Origin of the sequence: Xanthomonas vasicola pv. musacearum NCPPB 4379, assembly GCF_000277895.2 — a bacterium.
In the GTDB taxonomy this organism is placed as follows: Bacteria; Pseudomonadota; Gammaproteobacteria; order Xanthomonadales; family Xanthomonadaceae; genus Xanthomonas; species Xanthomonas vasicola.
This window is the reverse complement of record NZ_CP034655.1, coordinates 2,399,458-2,414,725: the sequence shown is the minus strand read 5'-3', so window position 1 is coordinate 2,414,725 and position 15,268 is coordinate 2,399,458. Positions and strand designations below refer to the sequence as shown.

Sequence of the window (15,268 nt, the reverse complement as noted above, 5' to 3'; positions counted from 1 at the left end):
CGTGCCCAAGGATGCTTGGAAAGTTTTTTCTCCGGCCTACGAGCGAACACTGCAGTGTTCGCCGTCATGCAGGATTACTCGATCTCCGATGCCGTCCCTAGCGAATCCGCTCATCTGTACCGACGTGCAGATTCAAACTCATCCAACGATCAACCCGCCGGATATGGCGCCCAGCAAATCAACCCGCACGCACCTGCCGCACGATCGCAGCCGCCTTGGCAGAGCTTTCCTTGACCTTGTCCCACTGGCCCTGTGCCAGCCAATCCTTGGGCACCATCCACGAACCGCCGATGCACAACACGTTCGGCTGCGCCAGGAACTCGGCCGCGTTGGTCTCGCTGATGCCGCCGGTGGGGCAGAGCTTGAGTTCGGACAGCGGACCGGCCAGGCCCTTGAGCATCTGCAGACCGCCGACGGCGGTGGCCGGGAACAGCTTGCACACGCGGAAGCCGAGGCCCATCAGGGTCAGCAACTCGGTCGGGGTGGCCGCGCCAGGTACCGCGGGAATCGGCGCGTCGGCCAGCAGGCGTGCCAGTGGTGCGGGCGTGCCCGGGGTGACCAGGAAGTCTGCACCGGCATCCACCGACTGACGCAGCTGCAATTCGCTCAGCACGGTGCCGGCGCCGATCACGATGTTGGGCAGCTCGCGCTTGAGCATCGCCAGCGCATCAATCGCGACCGGCGTGCGCAGGGTCAGCTCGATCGCGGGCAGGCCGCCTTCGAGCAGCGCATCGGCGACGCGGCGCGCCTGGTCCAGCGTGTCCACGGTAACCACCGGCAGGATGCCGGCGTCGCGCAACAGCTGTTCGGCGGTGTTCTGGGTCTGGGCAATCGTCATTGCAACTCCGGGTGACGGCGACCGCCGGGGCGGCCGCAGAGAGGGAAGGAATCAGGCGTCCTTGGACTCGTGCGGCGCGGCGGCTGCAGCTGCATCGGCACCGAGTTCGTACTCGGCGTCGTAGCTCCACAGCGCACCGTCCGGATGGGTCGGGCCGCAGGAAATGGAAATCGCGCCCTGGTCGGCCGGGCCAACCACCTGGCGGTTGATGGCGAACAGGTTGCGGCCCAGGTCGTTGCCGGCCAACGCAGTGTTCGGTGCGACCTCGCGCGATGCCCATTCTTCGGCCGAAACCAGCACTTCCAAGGTGCCGGCTTCGCCGTCCAGTCGCACGATGTCGCCTTCGCGTACGCGCCCGATCGGGCCGCCGCGTGCGGCTTCCGGGGTCATGTGGATCGCAGCCGGGAACTTGCCCGAGGCGCCGGACAGACGGCCGTCGGTGACCAACGCCACGCGCCGGCCCTGGTTCTGCAGCAGGCCCAGTAGCGGCGCCATCGAATGCAGCTCCGGCATGCCGTTTGCGCGTGGGCCCTGATAGCGCAGTACCACCACGAAATCGTGCGGCAGTACGCCCGCCGCATGCAGTTTGTTGAGCACTTGCGGGGTGTCGATCACCACCGCTGGCGCTTGGATGCTGCGGTGCTGCGGCTTGACCGCCGACAGCTTGATCAACGAGCGGCCGAGGTTGCCGCGCAGCAGGCGCAGGCCGCCTTGTGATTCGAATGCATCGCTGACCGGACGCGCGACGCTGTCGTCGGCAGTGGTCGCGGTGCCGGGCACGTAGGTCACCTTGCCGTCCTGCAGGCGCGGTTCGTTGACGTACGCGCGCATGCCGCCTTCGACGATGGTCGGCAGGTCGTCGTGCATGTAGCCGGCGTCCATCAATTCGCGGAACACGAACGCCGTGCCGCCTGCGGCCTGGAAGCGGTTCACGTCGGCTTCGCCGTTCGGGTAGATGCGTGTCAACAGCGGCACGGTCTGCGAGATCAGATCCATGTCGTCCCAGGTCAACACGATGCCGGCCGCACGCGCCACTGCGATCCAGTGGATGGTGTGGTTGGTCGAACCGCCGGTCGCCATCAGCGCGACCACGGCATTGACGATGGCCCGTTCGTCGATCAAACGACCGAACGGGCGGAAGTCATCGCCCAGCGCGGAGATCGCCAATGCGCGTGCGGTGCCTTCGCGGGTCAGTGCATCGCGCAGCGGCAGCTCCGGATTGACGAACGAGGCGCCGGGCAACTGCACGCCCATCGCTTCGAGCAACACCTGGTTGGAGTTCGCCGTGCCGTAAAAGGTGCAGGTGCCGGGCGAGTGATAAGACGAGGATTCGGCCTCCAGCAATTCGGCGCGGGTGGCTTCGCCAGCGGCGTAGCGTTCGCGGACTTCGGCTTTCTGCTTGTTCGGGATGCCCGGGGTCATCGGACCAGCCGGCATGAAGATCGCCGGCAAATGGCCAAACGCCAGCGCACCGATCAGCAGACCCGGCACGATCTTGTCGCACACCCCCAGGTACACCACGCTGTCGAACATGTCATGGCTCAGGCCAATGGCCGCAGCCTGAGCGATGTTGTCGCGCGAGAACAGCGACAGCTCCATGCCGGCGCGGCCCTGGGTCACGCCGTCACACATCGCCGGCACGCCGCCGGCCACCTGCGCAGTGGCGCCAAGTGAGCGCGCGGTTTCCCGGATCAGCTGCGGGTAATGCTCGAACGGCTGATGCGCCGACAGCATGTCGTTGTAGGCAGTGATGATGCCCAGATTCGGCGTGGCCGCACCGCGCAGACGCGATTTATCGGTTGGCTCGGACGCAGCGAAGCCATGCGCAAGATTGCCGCAGCTCAACCGGCTACGGAACGGGCCCTCACGCAGGGCGGCATCGATACCGGCCAGATACGCCGCGCGCGAGGGAGCGCTGCGCTTGCGGATACGGTCGGTGACAGCTTGGATATTCGGATGCAGGCTCATTGGCTACCGGCTATGAGAAACGGGGAAGGAAATGCACTTTTATTCCCCGCACATGAATGTGCGGGTTCTTGCGAGGGACTCGCATCACATCGGCTTTTGCGAGGGATTCGCATCAAACCACTCGCACTCAATTACACCAATGTACCCGCAACCGCGGACCCGGCTGCTGCAGTGCCACGCGAATCGGATATTGGTTGACATCGTCGCCGGCCAGCGCGGCCTGCAGCACGTCCAGCTTCTGCTTGCCACGCAACAGCAGCAGGCGCGTCGGAATGCTGGCGAGCCCTGCGGGCGTCAGGGTGATGCGCAACGGCCATTGGTTCGAACCCGGGCAGCCGGTGGCATCCAGCGACGCATACGGCTGCGGGCTGACGAGCGCCTTCGGCAGGTCGGTGGCACCGGGGAACAACGAGGCGGTATGTCCATCGCCGCCCATGCCCAGCACCGCCAGACAGGCCGGTTCGGCATGGGTGGCCTGCAGATTTGCGGTATGCACGCATTCAGGCAATTGCTTGCCAGGGCGGACCAGTGGGATGAAGGTGGCGGCCGGCGCGTGGGTCAGGAAGCTGTCATTCACCAGCCAGGCATTGCTGTCCTGATCCTGCGGCGACAACCAGCGCTCATCGACCAGGCCCACTTCCACCCGCGACCACTCCAGCGGCCGGTGGGCGAGGGACTCGTACACCGATGCCGGGGTGGTGCCGCCGGACAGCAGCATGCGTGCCTGGCCGCGACGCGAGATTTCCTGTTCCAGCAGGTCGGCCATTTCGCTGGCAACCGCTTCGGTCCACTCGGCCGGGTCGTCGTAGCGCAACAGGGTGATGCGCGGGTTGTCCTGCAAGTTCATCGCTGTTCCCCGGGGTGCTGACGTTGTGCATCCACAGCATAGGCGGCGGCGCCGAGCAGGCCGGCATGCGGGTGCATGACCGCCAGTGATGGCACCCGCGACATGATCGCGGAGAAGCGGCCCTTGTGTTCAAAGCGCTGGCGAAAGCCTGAATGCTGCAGCGAATCCAGCACCTTGGGCACCAACCCGCCGGTGAGGAACACGCCGTCCCAGGCACCCTGCATCAGCACCATGTCGCCGGCGATTGCGCCGAAGATGGCACAGAACAGATCGATGGTGCGCGACGAACGCGGGTCGCCTGCCGCAGCACGGGCAGTGATGTCCTTGGGTTGCAGCGGGCCCGGATCGATGCCGGCGATTTCGCTCAACGCGCGATGGATATTGACCAGGCCGGGGCCGCAGATCAGGCGCTCGTTGGAGACCCGGCCGAACTGTTCGGAGAGGATTTCCAGGATGCGGATTTCTTCCGGCGTGCCGGGCGGGAAGCTGACATGGCCGCCTTCGGTTTCCAGCGGGAAGCAGCGCCCGTTGCGGATGATCAGGCCACCCACACCCAAACCGGTGCCGGGGCCGATGACACCGTAGTTGCGCGGTTGGTCGATCGGCGCCGGACGCCAGCTGGCGCCGCCCACCTGCACCACGTCCTGCGGACGCAGCAGGCTGATCGCCATTGCTTGCGCGGCGAAGTCGTTGATCAGGTGCAAGCTGCTGAAACCCAGCATGCTGGCGGTGCGCGAGCGCGAGATCACCCAGGGGTGGTTGGTGATGCGTGCTTCGTCGCCATCCACGCGGCCGGCCACGGCGAACACGCCTTGGGTGGCCTGCACGCCGATCTGGTCGAGGTAGTAGCGCGCGGCTTCGCCGAGCGAACCGAAGTCCACCACGGCAAATTCGCGCGAGGTGTCATCCAGCAACGGCACCGAAGCGTCGACATCGGCCAGCGCGAAGCGCGCATTGGTTCCGCCGATATCGGCAACCAGCACCGGCTTGGAAGGAGCGGTCATGCGTTGTTTCCCTGTGCGTCGGTGGCCGGTGGCAGGAAGTGGGTCGCCGATTCGGGGCCCCAGCTGCCGGCCGGGTAGGGCTGCAGCGGCAGCGCGGCGTCTTTCCAGGCATCGCTGACGCTGTCGATCCACGACCATGCCGCCTTGACCTCGTCGTCGCGCACGAATAGCGCCGGGTTGCCGTTGAAGGCGTCCACGAACAGGCGCTCATAGGCAATGCGGCGGTGCAGACCGGTCGGTACCGACAGTTCCAGTTCCAGCGGCTGCAGTTCGATCGCACCCCATTCCGGGCCGGCCAGGCTGCTCATCAGGCCGAGCTCAATGTTTTCCTGCGGCTGCAATTGGAAGGTCAAGCGGTTGGGTACCGCGTTCTGACGGTCCGGACGCTCGAACAGCCAATGCGTCACCGGCTTGAGTGTGACCACGATGCGCGTAGAGCGTTCGGCCAGGCGCTTGCCGGTGCACAGATGGAACGGCACGCCGGCCCAACGCCAATTGTCGATATGCGCCGTCACTGCGACGAAGGTTTCCACGTCGCTGCCTTCCGGCGGGTGATAGGCCTGCGCCGGCTGCCCGTTGATGTTGCCGGCGGTGTAGCTGCCGCGCACGCTGTCATGCGCGGCTTGTTCGGCGGTCATCGGGCGCAGTGCACGCAGCACCTTGACCTTCTCGTCGCGGATGCGGTCGGCTTCCAGCGAGGCAGGCGGCTCCATCGCCACCAGGCACAACAGCTGCAGGATATGGCTCTGCACCATGTCGCGCAGCGCGCCGGAGCGGGCGTAGTAGGCATCGCGCCCGTCCACGCCTTCGCTTTCGGCGACCAGGATCTGCACCGACTCGATGTAGGTGCGGTTCCAGACCGCCTCCAGCAGCGTGTTGCCGAAGCGCAGCGCGATCAGGTTCTGCACCGCCGCCTTGCCCAGGTAATGGTCGAGGCGGAACACGCGGTCTTCGTCGACCAGCGCGCCGATTGACTGCAGGATTTCGCGGGCGCTGTCCGAGTCGTGGCCGATCGGCTTTTCCAGCATCAAGCGATGCGGTGCTGCCAACGCGCCACCTAGCGCCAGACCTTGGCAGGTGCTGATGTACAGGCCCGGCGGGATCGCCAGATAGCTCACGCAGCGGCGGCTTGCCAGCTCGCGCACCGCGTCAGCCACCGATTCGGCATCGCGCAGATCCACCGAGCGGTAGTCGACCCGCTGCAGCAGCGCCTGGATCTGTTCGGGCGTGGCGATCGGCAGCGCTTCGGTCAGACGCGGCCGCAGCACGTCACGAAACGCATCGGTGTCGTGCGGTGAGAGTGCTAGCGCGCGGATGCGAAAGTCCTCCGGCAGCAGGCCATCGATGAACAGACGCAGCAAGGAGGGAAACAGGTAGCGCTGGGCAAGATCGCCGGTGGCGCCAAACAGGATCAGGGTGTTGTGCATGGACCGCGTTTCAGATTCTGGAGACATCGTTATCAGCAGCTAGTCGGAAAGGCGCCGGACGGCCGGCGGTCGGTACGTCTGTTCCTGCGCGACACTTGCGTGCGCGCAGCGGGGGGATGGACGCTGACGCCCAATCCCCGATTGTTGCAGCAACTTGCGATCAGCGGTTAGCACCGTGGTGGAATATCTGCACCTGCGCGCTGGCATGCATGCCTGGCGCAGCGAGCTGCACCGTCGACAATGGCGTTGAACGGCGTGGCGGCATGGTCACTCCCGAGATCGATGTTGCCATGTGAAAACGATTACATGTCAGAATAAACCAATGCATTCGTTTGCAGGAAACTTCCTTGCAAGCGCATGCCGCGTCACCGCCATCGGGAGGGCCGAGGGCAGGGCGCACAACTTACGTTGAGGCCGAACGATGGCGAAAGTGCAGTTGGAAGGTGTCCGCAAGGTCTACGAAAACGGCCAGGTGGCAGTGCAGGGCGCGAGCTTCGAAGTCGCCGACGGCGAGTTGATGGTGCTGGTCGGGCCGTCCGGCTGCGGCAAATCGACGCTGCTGCGCATGATTGCCGGCCTTGAAGACATCAGCGCCGGCACGCTGAAGATCGGCGAGCGCGTGGTCAACGACGTGGCGCCCAAGGACCGCGACATCGCCATGGTGTTCCAGAGCTACGCGCTGTATCCGCACATGACTGTGGCCGAGAACCTGGCGTTCGGGCTCAAGCTGCGCGGGCACCCCAAGCAGGTCATCGCCGAGCGCGTCAACAACGCCGCCGAGCTGCTGGGCCTGACTCCGATGCTGGATAAGTTGCCCAAGGCGATGTCCGGCGGTCAGCGCCAGCGCGTGGCGCTCGGCCGGGCGATGGTGCGTGAATCGTCGGTGTTTCTGCTCGACGAGCCGCTGTCCAACCTGGACGCCAAATTGCGCCACAGCGTGCGCACCGAGATCGCGCAGCTGCACCGCAAGCTCGGCACCACCATGATCTACGTCACCCACGACCAGGTCGAAGCGATGACGCTCGGCCAGCGCATCGTGGTGCTCAAAGACGGCGTGATCCAGCAGATCGATAGCCCCATGGCGCTGTACGACCGCCCGGCCAATCTGTTCGTCGCCGGTTTCCTCGGCAGCCCGGCAATGAATGTGTTGCAGGGACATTTGGACGCGCAGGACGGCCTGCATCTGGTCATGGCCGATGGTTGGCGCGTGCCGCTGGGCGCGGCACGGGTGGATGCAGCCTGGTTCGGCCAGGACGTAATTGTCGGCGTGCGCCCGGAACATTTGCAGCCCTCCGAGGACGCAGTGCTGGGTTTCGATGCGCGGGTCGATGTGATCGAACCGGTCGGCAACGAGATCTTCCTCAATCTCGACCGTGGCGGTCAGCCGCTGGTGATCCGCGTCCCGCCGCAGAGCTTGCCAGCGGTGGGCCAGTCGCTGCGTCTGGCGCTGCGCAGCGATGCCTTGCACTTCTTCGACCCGGCCACCGGGCAGCGGCTGGAAGCGGCGCAGGGCAGCTAACTAACAACTGTGCAGCCACCCGATGGGCGCGGCGGGTGCTTGGGGCAGCGTGTACCGCGCGTACATTGCAGTTCCTGCGTGCCGTCCACGCCCACCTAACGACTGCTCGCGACGTTTTTTGCTCTTACCGCTCCAGCCCTGGCATGATCGCGCGCGGCCGTGCGCCGTAGGCACCAGCCTGCAAGGTGGCGTCGGCGTCCAGCGTCAGCTCCAGCGGCAACACCGCCAGCGCTAGGGTGCCAGCTACGCTCACCACCGTGCCGATCGTAGTGCCGTCCATTGCGACGGCATCGCCTGCCTCGACCGCACTATCGGTGTCCAGCAGCTGCAAGGCGCGCTTGGCTTTGCCGAGGAAATGCGTGCGCGCCACGATCTCCTGACCCGGGTAGCAGCCTTTTTTGACGCTGTAGGCCTGCAGGCGGTCGAGTGCCAACTGCTGCGGCGTCCACTGTTCGCGCTGGCCCTCGACCAGGCGAGCGAGCCCCAGCTGCAGATCGGCATGGCGCCACTGCGCATCTACGCTTGGCACTTCGATAGGCGCTGCCAATGCATCTTCGGCGTACAGCAACAAGGTGCGCGGAAACGCAGCGCTCCCCAGATCCAGCTCGATACGCTGCGTTCTGATATCGGCGTGCGCGGCGTGTGCGTGTTCCGGTGCTGCGAAGCCGCCGAAGGCAAACAGCGCGGCAGTGCTGATTTTCAGCTTGCGGCGGAATACGAACCGGCCGAGTTGCACGGCGATCTCGGCCGCGTTGCCGTCGGGCAATACCATTAGTAAGTGTGCGTCGTCCTCACGCAGGAGTGCGAAGATGGCAATTACGCGCCCCTTTGCCGTCAACCACGCATTCCACTGCCACTGCCCAATCGCCAGCGCCTGTACGTCATTGGCAAATTGGGCATGCGCGAACGCCACTGCATCCGCACCGACCAATCGGACGTATTGCATGTCGTGCAGGGAGCCAAAACACTGCGGAATAAGATTCAGGTTGTCAGCCACGGAAGGGGAGGACTAAAATCGCAAAGTTGTGAGAGCACTATGATAGGCCATCCAACCCCCACCCCAGCGCAGGATTCCGAGACGCAGCCTTCTTCTCAGGAGCATATTCCCGAGAAAAAGCCACTGCCGAAGGAGATTGGTGGGCGCGACGGCCCTGAGCCAACGCGCTACGGCGACTGGGAAAAAAATGGACGCTGCATCGATTTTTGAGCAGCTTTTAGCCACAGCGGCCTAGTGCCGCCCAGCCGAGAAAACGAGCCCAGCGAATGGCGATCCGCGAACGTCCTCTCTCCCCGCATCTCCAGGTGTACCGCTGGCAGATACAGATGGTGACCTCGATTCTGAATCGAGCCACCGGCATCGTACTGTCCGTCGGCGCACTGGTGATTGCCGCCGCCTTGCTGACCTTGATGCTTGGCCCCGACCACTGGAATTGTTTCCGCGATCAGACGGCAACCTGGTATGGACAGGTGTTCCTGTTTGGCTGGACCTGGTCCTTTGCCTTCCACCTGTTCGGTGGGCTGCGCCACATGCTGCAGGACTTCGGCCAAGGCTATGCCGTGCGCTCGTTCATTAGCATGGGTTGGCTGTCGGTGATTCTAAGCTTCGTGCTCACCGGCGCTGTCTGGGCCTATGTGCTGTTGTCTGGAGGTGCCGTATGAATCGTTACCGTACTCCGTTGAAAAACGTGCGCGGCCTGGGCGCCGCCAAGACCGGTACCGAACATTTCGTGATCCAGCGTCTTACCGCGGCCGCATTGGTGCCGTTGTCGATCTGGTTCCTGATCTTCGTGCTGAGCCTCATGGGTGCCGATCACGCTGCCGCAACCGCCGCAGTGGCCAAGCCATGGAATGCGATTCTGCTTGTCGCTTTCCTCATTGCCTCGTTCTGGCACGCGCAACTGGGCATGCAGGTGGTGCTGGAAGATTACGTACACGACTCGCTGCTTGCACTGATGGCGCAGACACTCGTGCGTTTCGTTGCCGTGCTGGGCGCCATCGTCAGCGTGTTTGCCGTGGCGCGTATCGCGCTGGGCATGAGCTGAGTCGTCAGCGACCAAACAGGAATCCATAATTCGATGTCCGCTTACAAGATCACAGAACACAAGTACGACATGGTCGTGGTAGGCGCCGGCGGCGCTGGCCTGCGCGCCACGTTCGGCCTGGCTCAGAAGGGCCTGCAGACGGTCTGTCTGACCAAGGTCTTCCCGACCCGTTCGCACACCGTCGCAGCGCAGGGCGGTATCTCCGCAGCGCTGGGCAACATGGGCGAGGATGACTGGCGTTATCACTTCTACGACACCATCAAGGGCTCCGATTGGCTGGGCGACCAGGACGCGATCGAGTACATGTGTCGCGAAGCGATTCCGGCCATCATCGAACTCGAACACTACGGTGTGCCGTTCTCGCGTACTGAAGACGGCAAGATCTACCAGCGCCCGTTCGGCGGCATGACCACCAAGTACGGCGAAGGCCCGTCCGCGCAGCGCACCTGCGCCGCAGCCGACCGTACCGGCCACGCGATGTTGCATACGCTTTATCAGCAGTCGCTGGCACACAACGCACGTTTCATGATCGAGTACTTCGCACTCGATCTGATCTTCGACGAAGAAGGCGTCTGCCGTGGCGTGCTCGCGCTGGACATGGCCGAAGGCTCGCTGCATCTGTTCCGCGCGCACGGCGTGGTGCTGGCGACCGGCGGTTACGGCCGCGCCTACTTCAGCGCCACCTCCGCACATACCTGTACGGGTGATGGCGGCGGTTTGGTGATGCGTGCCGGTTTGCCTGTGCAGGATATGGAGTTCGTGCAATTCCATCCCACCGGCATCTACGGTGCGGGCTGCCTGATCACTGAAGGCGTACGCGGCGAAGGCGGCATTCTGCGCAACAGCAACGGCGAGCGCTTTATGGAGCGCTACGCACCGCACTACAAGGATTTGGCGTCGCGCGACGTGGTGTCGCGCTCGATGACGGTTGAAATCCGTGAAGGTCGTGGCGTTGGCGAGCACAAGGATCACATCCTGCTCGACCTGACCCACCTCGGCCCGGAAGTCATCAACGAAAAGCTGCCGGGCATTGCCGAAAGCGCGCACATCTTTGCCGGTGTGGACGTGACCAAGCAGCCGATTCCGGTGCTGCCGACCGTGCACTACAACATGGGCGGCATTCCGACCAACTTCTACGGCGAAGTCGTGCGCAAGCAGGGCGACGATCCGGATGCGGTGGTGCCAGGCCTGTACGCCATTGGCGAAGCGGCATGCGTCTCCGTGCATGGTGCAAACCGTCTGGGTTCGAATTCGTTGCTGGACCTGGTGGTGTTCGGCCGTGCGGTGGCCAACCGCTGCGCCGAGACGGTCAAGCCCAATCAGCCGCACAAGACCTTGCCGTCGGATGCCTGTGACAAGGCGCTGGGCTTGCTGGACAAGTTGCGTCATGCCAACGGCTCCACGCCGACCTCGGTGATCCGCGACAACATGCAACGGACCATGCAGTCGGATGCGGCCGTGTTTCGCACCAGCAAGACGCTGAAAGAGGGCGTGAACAAGATGGCCGAGATCTTCGCCACCTTCGAAGACGTCAAGGTGTCGGACCGCTCACTGGTGTGGAACTCGGACCTGATCGAGACCTACGAGTTGAACAACCTGCTGCTCAATGCAGTGGCGACGATCAATTCGGCCGAACAGCGCAAGGAAAGCCGTGGTGCGCATTTGCACGAGGACTTCCCGGACCGCGACGACGTCAACTGGCAGAAGCACACGCTGGTGACCGTCGACGACAAGGGCAAGTGCGAGTTCGATTACCGCCCTGTACACATGTATACGCTGAGCAAGGATGTGGACGTGGTCCCGCCGAAGCCGCGCGTTTACTGATCGATGCGCATGCAGCGACCCACTGTTGCCCTGTCATTGCTTGCCAACGCGTCCGCGCGTAGCGGTAATGCATCGCTGCAAAGGTGTCGCCACATGACGCTTGGGCAGCGCCGGCAAATGGCCGGCCGCTGCGCAACTGCTTCGGCAGTGGCATCCGTCATCTTTACCTTCATGCGCACGGTGCGGTTGTCGTTTGCACCGCGCATCGCCTGAGCCAACGAGAGCAGCTATGGCAGAGTTCACCCTCCCCAAGAATTCAAAGATCGGCAAGGGCAGGCATTACCCTGCACAGGGCGCCAAGAACACGCGCACCTTCAAGGTCTACCGCTGGGATCCGGATGTCGACGCCAATCCGCGTACCGACAGCTATGAGATCGACCTGGATAAGTGCGGCCCGATGGTGTTGGACGCGCTGATCAAGATCAAGAACGAGATCGACCCGACGTTGGCGTTCCGTCGTTCCTGCCGCGAGGGCATTTGCGGCTCGTGCGCGATGAACATCGACGGCACCAATACGCTGGCCTGCACCAAGGCGATTGCCGCGTGCGGCAAGTCCGAAGTGCCGATCTATCCGCTGCCGCATATGAGCGTGATCAAGGACCTGGTGCCGGATCTGACGCATTTCTACGCGCAGTACGCGTCGATCAAACCGTGGATCCGCACCCAGACACCGCCGCCGCCGGATCGCGAGCGCCTGCAATCGCCGGAAGACCGCCGCAAGCTCGATGGCTTGTACGAGTGCATCCTGTGTGCCTGCTGCTCGACCAGCTGCCCCAGCTACTGGTGGAACGGCGAGCGTTACCTGGGCCCGGCGATCCTGCTGCAGGCATACCGCTGGATCATCGATTCGCGCGACGAAGACACCGGTGCGCGTTTGGACGATCTGGAAGACCCGTTCAAGCTGTATCGCTGCCACACCATCATGAACTGCGCACGGACCTGCCCGAAGGGCTTGAACCCGGCGCTGGCGATCGCCGAAATCAAGAAGTTGATGATGGCGCGTCGCCCCTGATCGCACGACATTGAGTCCCCGCGAGGGGATGTGGTTCGCAGCGGCACCGCCCCTTGGGTCAGGTGCCGCTGTCGTTTTCGGCCCGCCACGCGGCGCGGTGGAGAGATGAGATGGACGAGCAAACCCTGCTGAAAAAACTGCGCTGGCGCTGCCGGCGCGGCATGCGCGAACTGGATCAATTGTTCGGGCGCTATCTGGATCAACGCTGGGCGCGGGCGCCTGAAGCCGAGCGCGCGGTTTTCCTACAGCTACTGGATTGCGAAGACGATAAGTTGTGGCGCTGGTTCATGGGTTACGAGGCTTGCCCCGATGCTGCCAACGCCGCACTCATCGCCGATATCCGCGCCTTGCCGGCTTGAGTGGCGACCTTCGCGCTGGTTGATTTGCGCATTAGGCGTGTTGGCAATGCTCGCGTTGTATGCGGTGTGGCGCAGCGGTGTACCGCTGTGGCTGGCCGTGGTGCTGTCAGCGTATGCGCTGCTTGCAGGCGGAAAAGCATTGCGTCAGCTGTTGCGTCCGCCAGTGCGGCAGTTGCTGGTGCCTTGGACGGAAACGCCCGCCAGCATTGACGGTGTGCAGGTAGAAGGGCTGCAGGTGCGCTGGCGTGGGCCGCTGGCAGTAGTGTCGTGGACATGGGCGGATGGTCGGTGCGAGCGCCTGCATTTCTGGCCCGATACCTTGCCGCCGCCGCAACGACGTGAACTGCGTCTGGCCGCTCAAGCCCATGCCATTTCGTCCCGGCGGCCGCTAGTGGCACCATAGCGTGCCTTTCCCGGTTGAACCGCATGTTCAAACCTATCCCGGTTGCCATCGGCTTGCGCTACCTGCGTGCCAAGCGGCGCAATGGCTTCATTTCGTTTATCTCGATGGCGTCGATCCTGGGCATTGCCCTGGGCGTGACCGTGCTGATCACCACGCTGGCAGTGATGAGCGGTTTCCAAAAGGAAATCCGCGACCGCCTGCTGCAGATGGCCGCACATGCCACCGTCAGCGCAGAAGGCGCGCCGATGCGCGATTGGCAGCATGCGGTCGAGGTCGCCATGTCCGATCCGCGCGTGGCCGGTGCCGCACCGTACATCGAAACCGAATCCTTGTTGCAGGGCCCGCGCAAGCAGCCGGCGATCGTGCGCGGCGTGATTCCTGCCGAAGAAGGCAAGGTGTCGGTGCTGGCCAAGAAGATGCAGCAGGGCTCGGTCGACAGCCTGACCCCTGGTTCGTACAACATCGTCATCGGCAAGGAGCTGGCGTTGTGGCTGGGCGTGGATGTCGGCGACAGCGTCGTTGTGTTGCTGAGCGACACCCAGGCCACTCCGCTGGGCGCGATGCCGCGGCTCAAGCGTTTCACCGTCAGCGGTATTTTCGAAGCCGGCTACAACGAAATTGATCGCGGCTTGGCCGTGGTCAACATGCAGGATCTGGCGCGCGTGCTGCGCATGGATGGCGTCACCGGTGTGCGTCTGCGGCTGCACGACATGGATCAGGCCTGGCCGGTGGCGCGCGATCTGGCGGTGAAGTTGCATGGTCCGTATCGGGTCAGCGACTGGACCCAGGAAAACGCCAACCTCTACCACTCCTTGAAGATGGAAAAGACCGTGATGGGCATCCTGCTGTCGCTGATCGTGGCGATGGGGGCGTTCAACCTGGTGTCGTCGCAGGTGATGCTGGTGACCGATAAGCAGGCCGATATCGCCATCTTGCGCACGCTCGGGTTGTCGCCGGGCGGGGTGATGCAGGTGTTCATGGTACAAGGCTCGTTGATCGGCTTCATGGGTACTTTCATGGGCGTGATCGGCGGCATCGTGCTGACGCTCAACCTTGAACGCATCCTCGGCGTGATCGAAGCGATTTTCAGCGTCAAATTGCTGCCCGAAGACGTGTACTACATCACCGGTCTGCCTACCGATATGCAGACCCAGGACGTGGTGGTGATCACCGTGGTGGCGTTGGTGATGAGTTTCCTGGCGACCCTGTACCCGGCATGGCGTGCTTCGCGCACCCAGCCGGCGGAGGCGCTGCGTTATGAATGAGTTTCGCGGAGCTGTTGTGCAAAAACCAGAACAGGCAACTGCGGTCATCCGCGCCGAGGCGTTGGCCAAGACCTACGCCGAAGGCAAGATGCGCACGCCAGTGTTCGATGGCCTGGATCTATCAGTGGCCACCGGCGAAACCGTGGCGATCGTCGGCGCTTCCGGTGCAGGCAAGAGCACCTTGCTGCATCTGCTCGGCGGGTTGGATATTCCGACCTCCGGCGAGGTGTATGTGGCAGGCGAGCGCATGTCGGCGCTGTCCGACGCGCAGCGCGGCAGGCTACGCAATCAGTCGCTTGGCTTTGTGTATCAATTCCATCACCTCTTGCCCGAATTTACCGCGCTGGAAAACGTGATGATGCCGGTGCTGCTTTCTGGCAAGGATGTGGCGGTGGCCAAAGGGCAGGCGTTGCAATTGCTGGAATCGGTCGGGCTCGGGCATCGCATCGAGCACAAGCCCAGCGAACTGTCCGGCGGTGAGCGTCAACGCTGCGCCGTTGCGCGTGCTCTAGTGAATAAGCCGGGCTGCGTGCTGGGCGATGAACCCACCGGAAACCTCGACGACAAGACCGCGGGCACCGTGTTTGAGCTGATGCTGGAGCTCAACCGCGCGCAGCGCACTAGCCTGGTGTTGGTGACGCACGACCGCAGCCTGGCGCGGCGTCTGGATCGTGTGCTGGAACTGCATCAGGGCAAGCTGCGAGAATTGGCGCCGTCTGCGGTGTAAGCGCGGGCAATGTGATCGGTTAGCAGCCTGATC

At 63.7% G+C, this 15,268-nt stretch carries 17 protein-coding genes and 1 other RNA gene; 12 read left to right on the top strand and 6 right to left on the bottom strand.

Annotation, left to right across the window (positions count from 1 at the left end; all coding sequences use genetic code 11):
- Positions 1 to 178: 178 nt before the first annotated feature.
- The 5 genes from KWO_RS11260 to zwf all read right to left on the bottom strand — a co-directional run bounded on the left by KWO_RS11260 (position 179) and on the right by zwf (position 6,084).
- Positions 179 to 838, bottom strand: coding sequence for a bifunctional 4-hydroxy-2-oxoglutarate aldolase/2-dehydro-3-deoxy-phosphogluconate aldolase (locus KWO_RS11260; protein ID WP_017113183.1), 660 nt, complete (start codon positions 836 to 838; stop codon positions 179 to 181).
- Between the two features lie 51 nt (positions 839 to 889).
- Entirely contained in the window at positions 890 to 2,806 is a 1,917-nt protein-coding gene (gene edd / locus KWO_RS11255) for a phosphogluconate dehydratase (RefSeq protein WP_010373284.1), read from the bottom strand.
- A gap of 127 nt (positions 2,807 to 2,933) precedes the next feature.
- Positions 2,934 to 3,653 (bottom strand): 6-phosphogluconolactonase, encoded by a 720-nt coding sequence (pgl, locus tag KWO_RS11250; RefSeq protein ID WP_010378820.1) that lies wholly within the window; start codon positions 3,651 to 3,653, stop codon positions 2,934 to 2,936.
- A complete protein-coding gene (gene glk, locus KWO_RS11245) occupies positions 3,650 to 4,657 on the bottom strand; it encodes a glucokinase (protein ID WP_017113182.1) in 1,008 nt (335 codons plus the stop codon). Before glk ends, pgl begins: the two co-directional genes overlap by 4 nt.
- Positions 4,654 to 6,084 carry a glucose-6-phosphate dehydrogenase gene (gene zwf / locus KWO_RS11240; RefSeq protein ID WP_010373293.1) on the bottom strand — a complete coding sequence of 477 codons (1,431 nt, stop codon included), beginning with the start codon at positions 6,082 to 6,084 and terminating at the stop codon, positions 4,654 to 4,656. Before zwf ends, glk begins: the two co-directional genes overlap by 4 nt.
- Positions 6,085 to 6,505: 421 nt before the next feature.
- On the opposite strand from zwf, the gene KWO_RS11235 reads away from it, so the two are divergent.
- A complete protein-coding gene (locus KWO_RS11235; protein ID WP_010378814.1) occupies positions 6,506 to 7,603 on the top strand; it encodes an ABC transporter ATP-binding protein in 1,098 nt (365 codons plus the stop codon).
- 49 nt (positions 7,604 to 7,652) lie between these two features.
- A non-coding RNA gene (locus tag KWO_RS11230) (sX9 sRNA) lies at positions 7,653 to 7,726 on the top strand.
- 1 nt (position 7,727) lies between these two features.
- Here KWO_RS11230 and ygfZ read toward each other — a convergent pair.
- Positions 7,728 to 8,600 (bottom strand): CAF17-like 4Fe-4S cluster assembly/insertion protein YgfZ, encoded by an 873-nt coding sequence (gene ygfZ / locus KWO_RS11225; protein ID WP_017113181.1) that lies wholly within the window; start codon positions 8,598 to 8,600, stop codon positions 7,728 to 7,730.
- Here ygfZ and KWO_RS23455 point away from each other — a divergent pair.
- The 10 genes from KWO_RS23455 to lolD all read left to right on the top strand — a co-directional run bounded on the left by KWO_RS23455 (position 8,502) and on the right by lolD (position 15,235).
- On the top strand, positions 8,502 to 8,810 hold the full coding sequence (locus tag KWO_RS23455; protein WP_309546649.1) for a DUF1674 domain-containing protein: 309 nt from the start codon (positions 8,502 to 8,504) through the stop codon (positions 8,808 to 8,810). The two genes, ygfZ and KWO_RS23455, sit on opposite strands and share 99 nt — an antisense overlap.
- A 56-nt stretch (positions 8,811 to 8,866) precedes the next feature.
- The gene (gene sdhC, locus KWO_RS11215; protein WP_010373306.1) at positions 8,867 to 9,262 is read left to right on the top strand and encodes a succinate dehydrogenase, cytochrome b556 subunit; all 396 of its coding nucleotides are present in this window, start codon (positions 8,867 to 8,869) and stop codon (positions 9,260 to 9,262) included.
- On the top strand, positions 9,259 to 9,645 hold the full coding sequence (gene sdhD, locus KWO_RS11210) for a succinate dehydrogenase, hydrophobic membrane anchor protein (RefSeq protein ID WP_010378809.1): 387 nt from the start codon (positions 9,259 to 9,261) through the stop codon (positions 9,643 to 9,645). Before sdhC ends, sdhD begins: the two co-directional genes overlap by 4 nt.
- A 33-nt stretch (positions 9,646 to 9,678) precedes the next feature.
- Positions 9,679 to 11,469: a succinate dehydrogenase flavoprotein subunit gene (gene sdhA / locus KWO_RS11205; RefSeq protein ID WP_010378805.1), complete on the top strand. Its 1,791-nt coding sequence runs from the start codon at positions 9,679 to 9,681 to the stop codon at positions 11,467 to 11,469.
- 9 nt (positions 11,470 to 11,478) lie between these two features.
- A complete protein-coding gene (locus tag KWO_RS11200; RefSeq protein WP_026112479.1) occupies positions 11,479 to 11,682 on the top strand; it encodes a hypothetical protein in 204 nt (67 codons plus the stop codon).
- 16 nt (positions 11,683 to 11,698) lie between these two features.
- Positions 11,699 to 12,481: a succinate dehydrogenase iron-sulfur subunit gene (locus KWO_RS11195; RefSeq protein ID WP_017113179.1), complete on the top strand. Its 783-nt coding sequence runs from the start codon at positions 11,699 to 11,701 to the stop codon at positions 12,479 to 12,481.
- 110 nt (positions 12,482 to 12,591) lie between these two features.
- Complete coding sequence (locus KWO_RS11190) at positions 12,592 to 12,840, top strand: FAD assembly factor SdhE (RefSeq protein WP_010378796.1); 249 nt, start codon at positions 12,592 to 12,594, stop codon at positions 12,838 to 12,840.
- The gene (locus tag KWO_RS11185) at positions 12,791 to 13,243 is read left to right on the top strand and encodes a hypothetical protein (RefSeq protein ID WP_026112480.1); all 453 of its coding nucleotides are present in this window, start codon (positions 12,791 to 12,793) and stop codon (positions 13,241 to 13,243) included. Before KWO_RS11190 ends, KWO_RS11185 begins: the two co-directional genes overlap by 50 nt.
- Before the next feature lie 23 nt (positions 13,244 to 13,266).
- Positions 13,267 to 14,508: a lipoprotein-releasing ABC transporter permease subunit gene (locus KWO_RS11180; RefSeq protein WP_010378794.1), complete on the top strand. Its 1,242-nt coding sequence runs from the start codon at positions 13,267 to 13,269 to the stop codon at positions 14,506 to 14,508.
- A 16-nt stretch (positions 14,509 to 14,524) separates the two neighbouring features.
- A complete protein-coding gene (lolD, locus tag KWO_RS11175) occupies positions 14,525 to 15,235 on the top strand; it encodes a lipoprotein-releasing ABC transporter ATP-binding protein LolD (RefSeq protein ID WP_017113577.1) in 711 nt (236 codons plus the stop codon).
- Positions 15,236 to 15,268 lie beyond the last annotated feature (33 nt).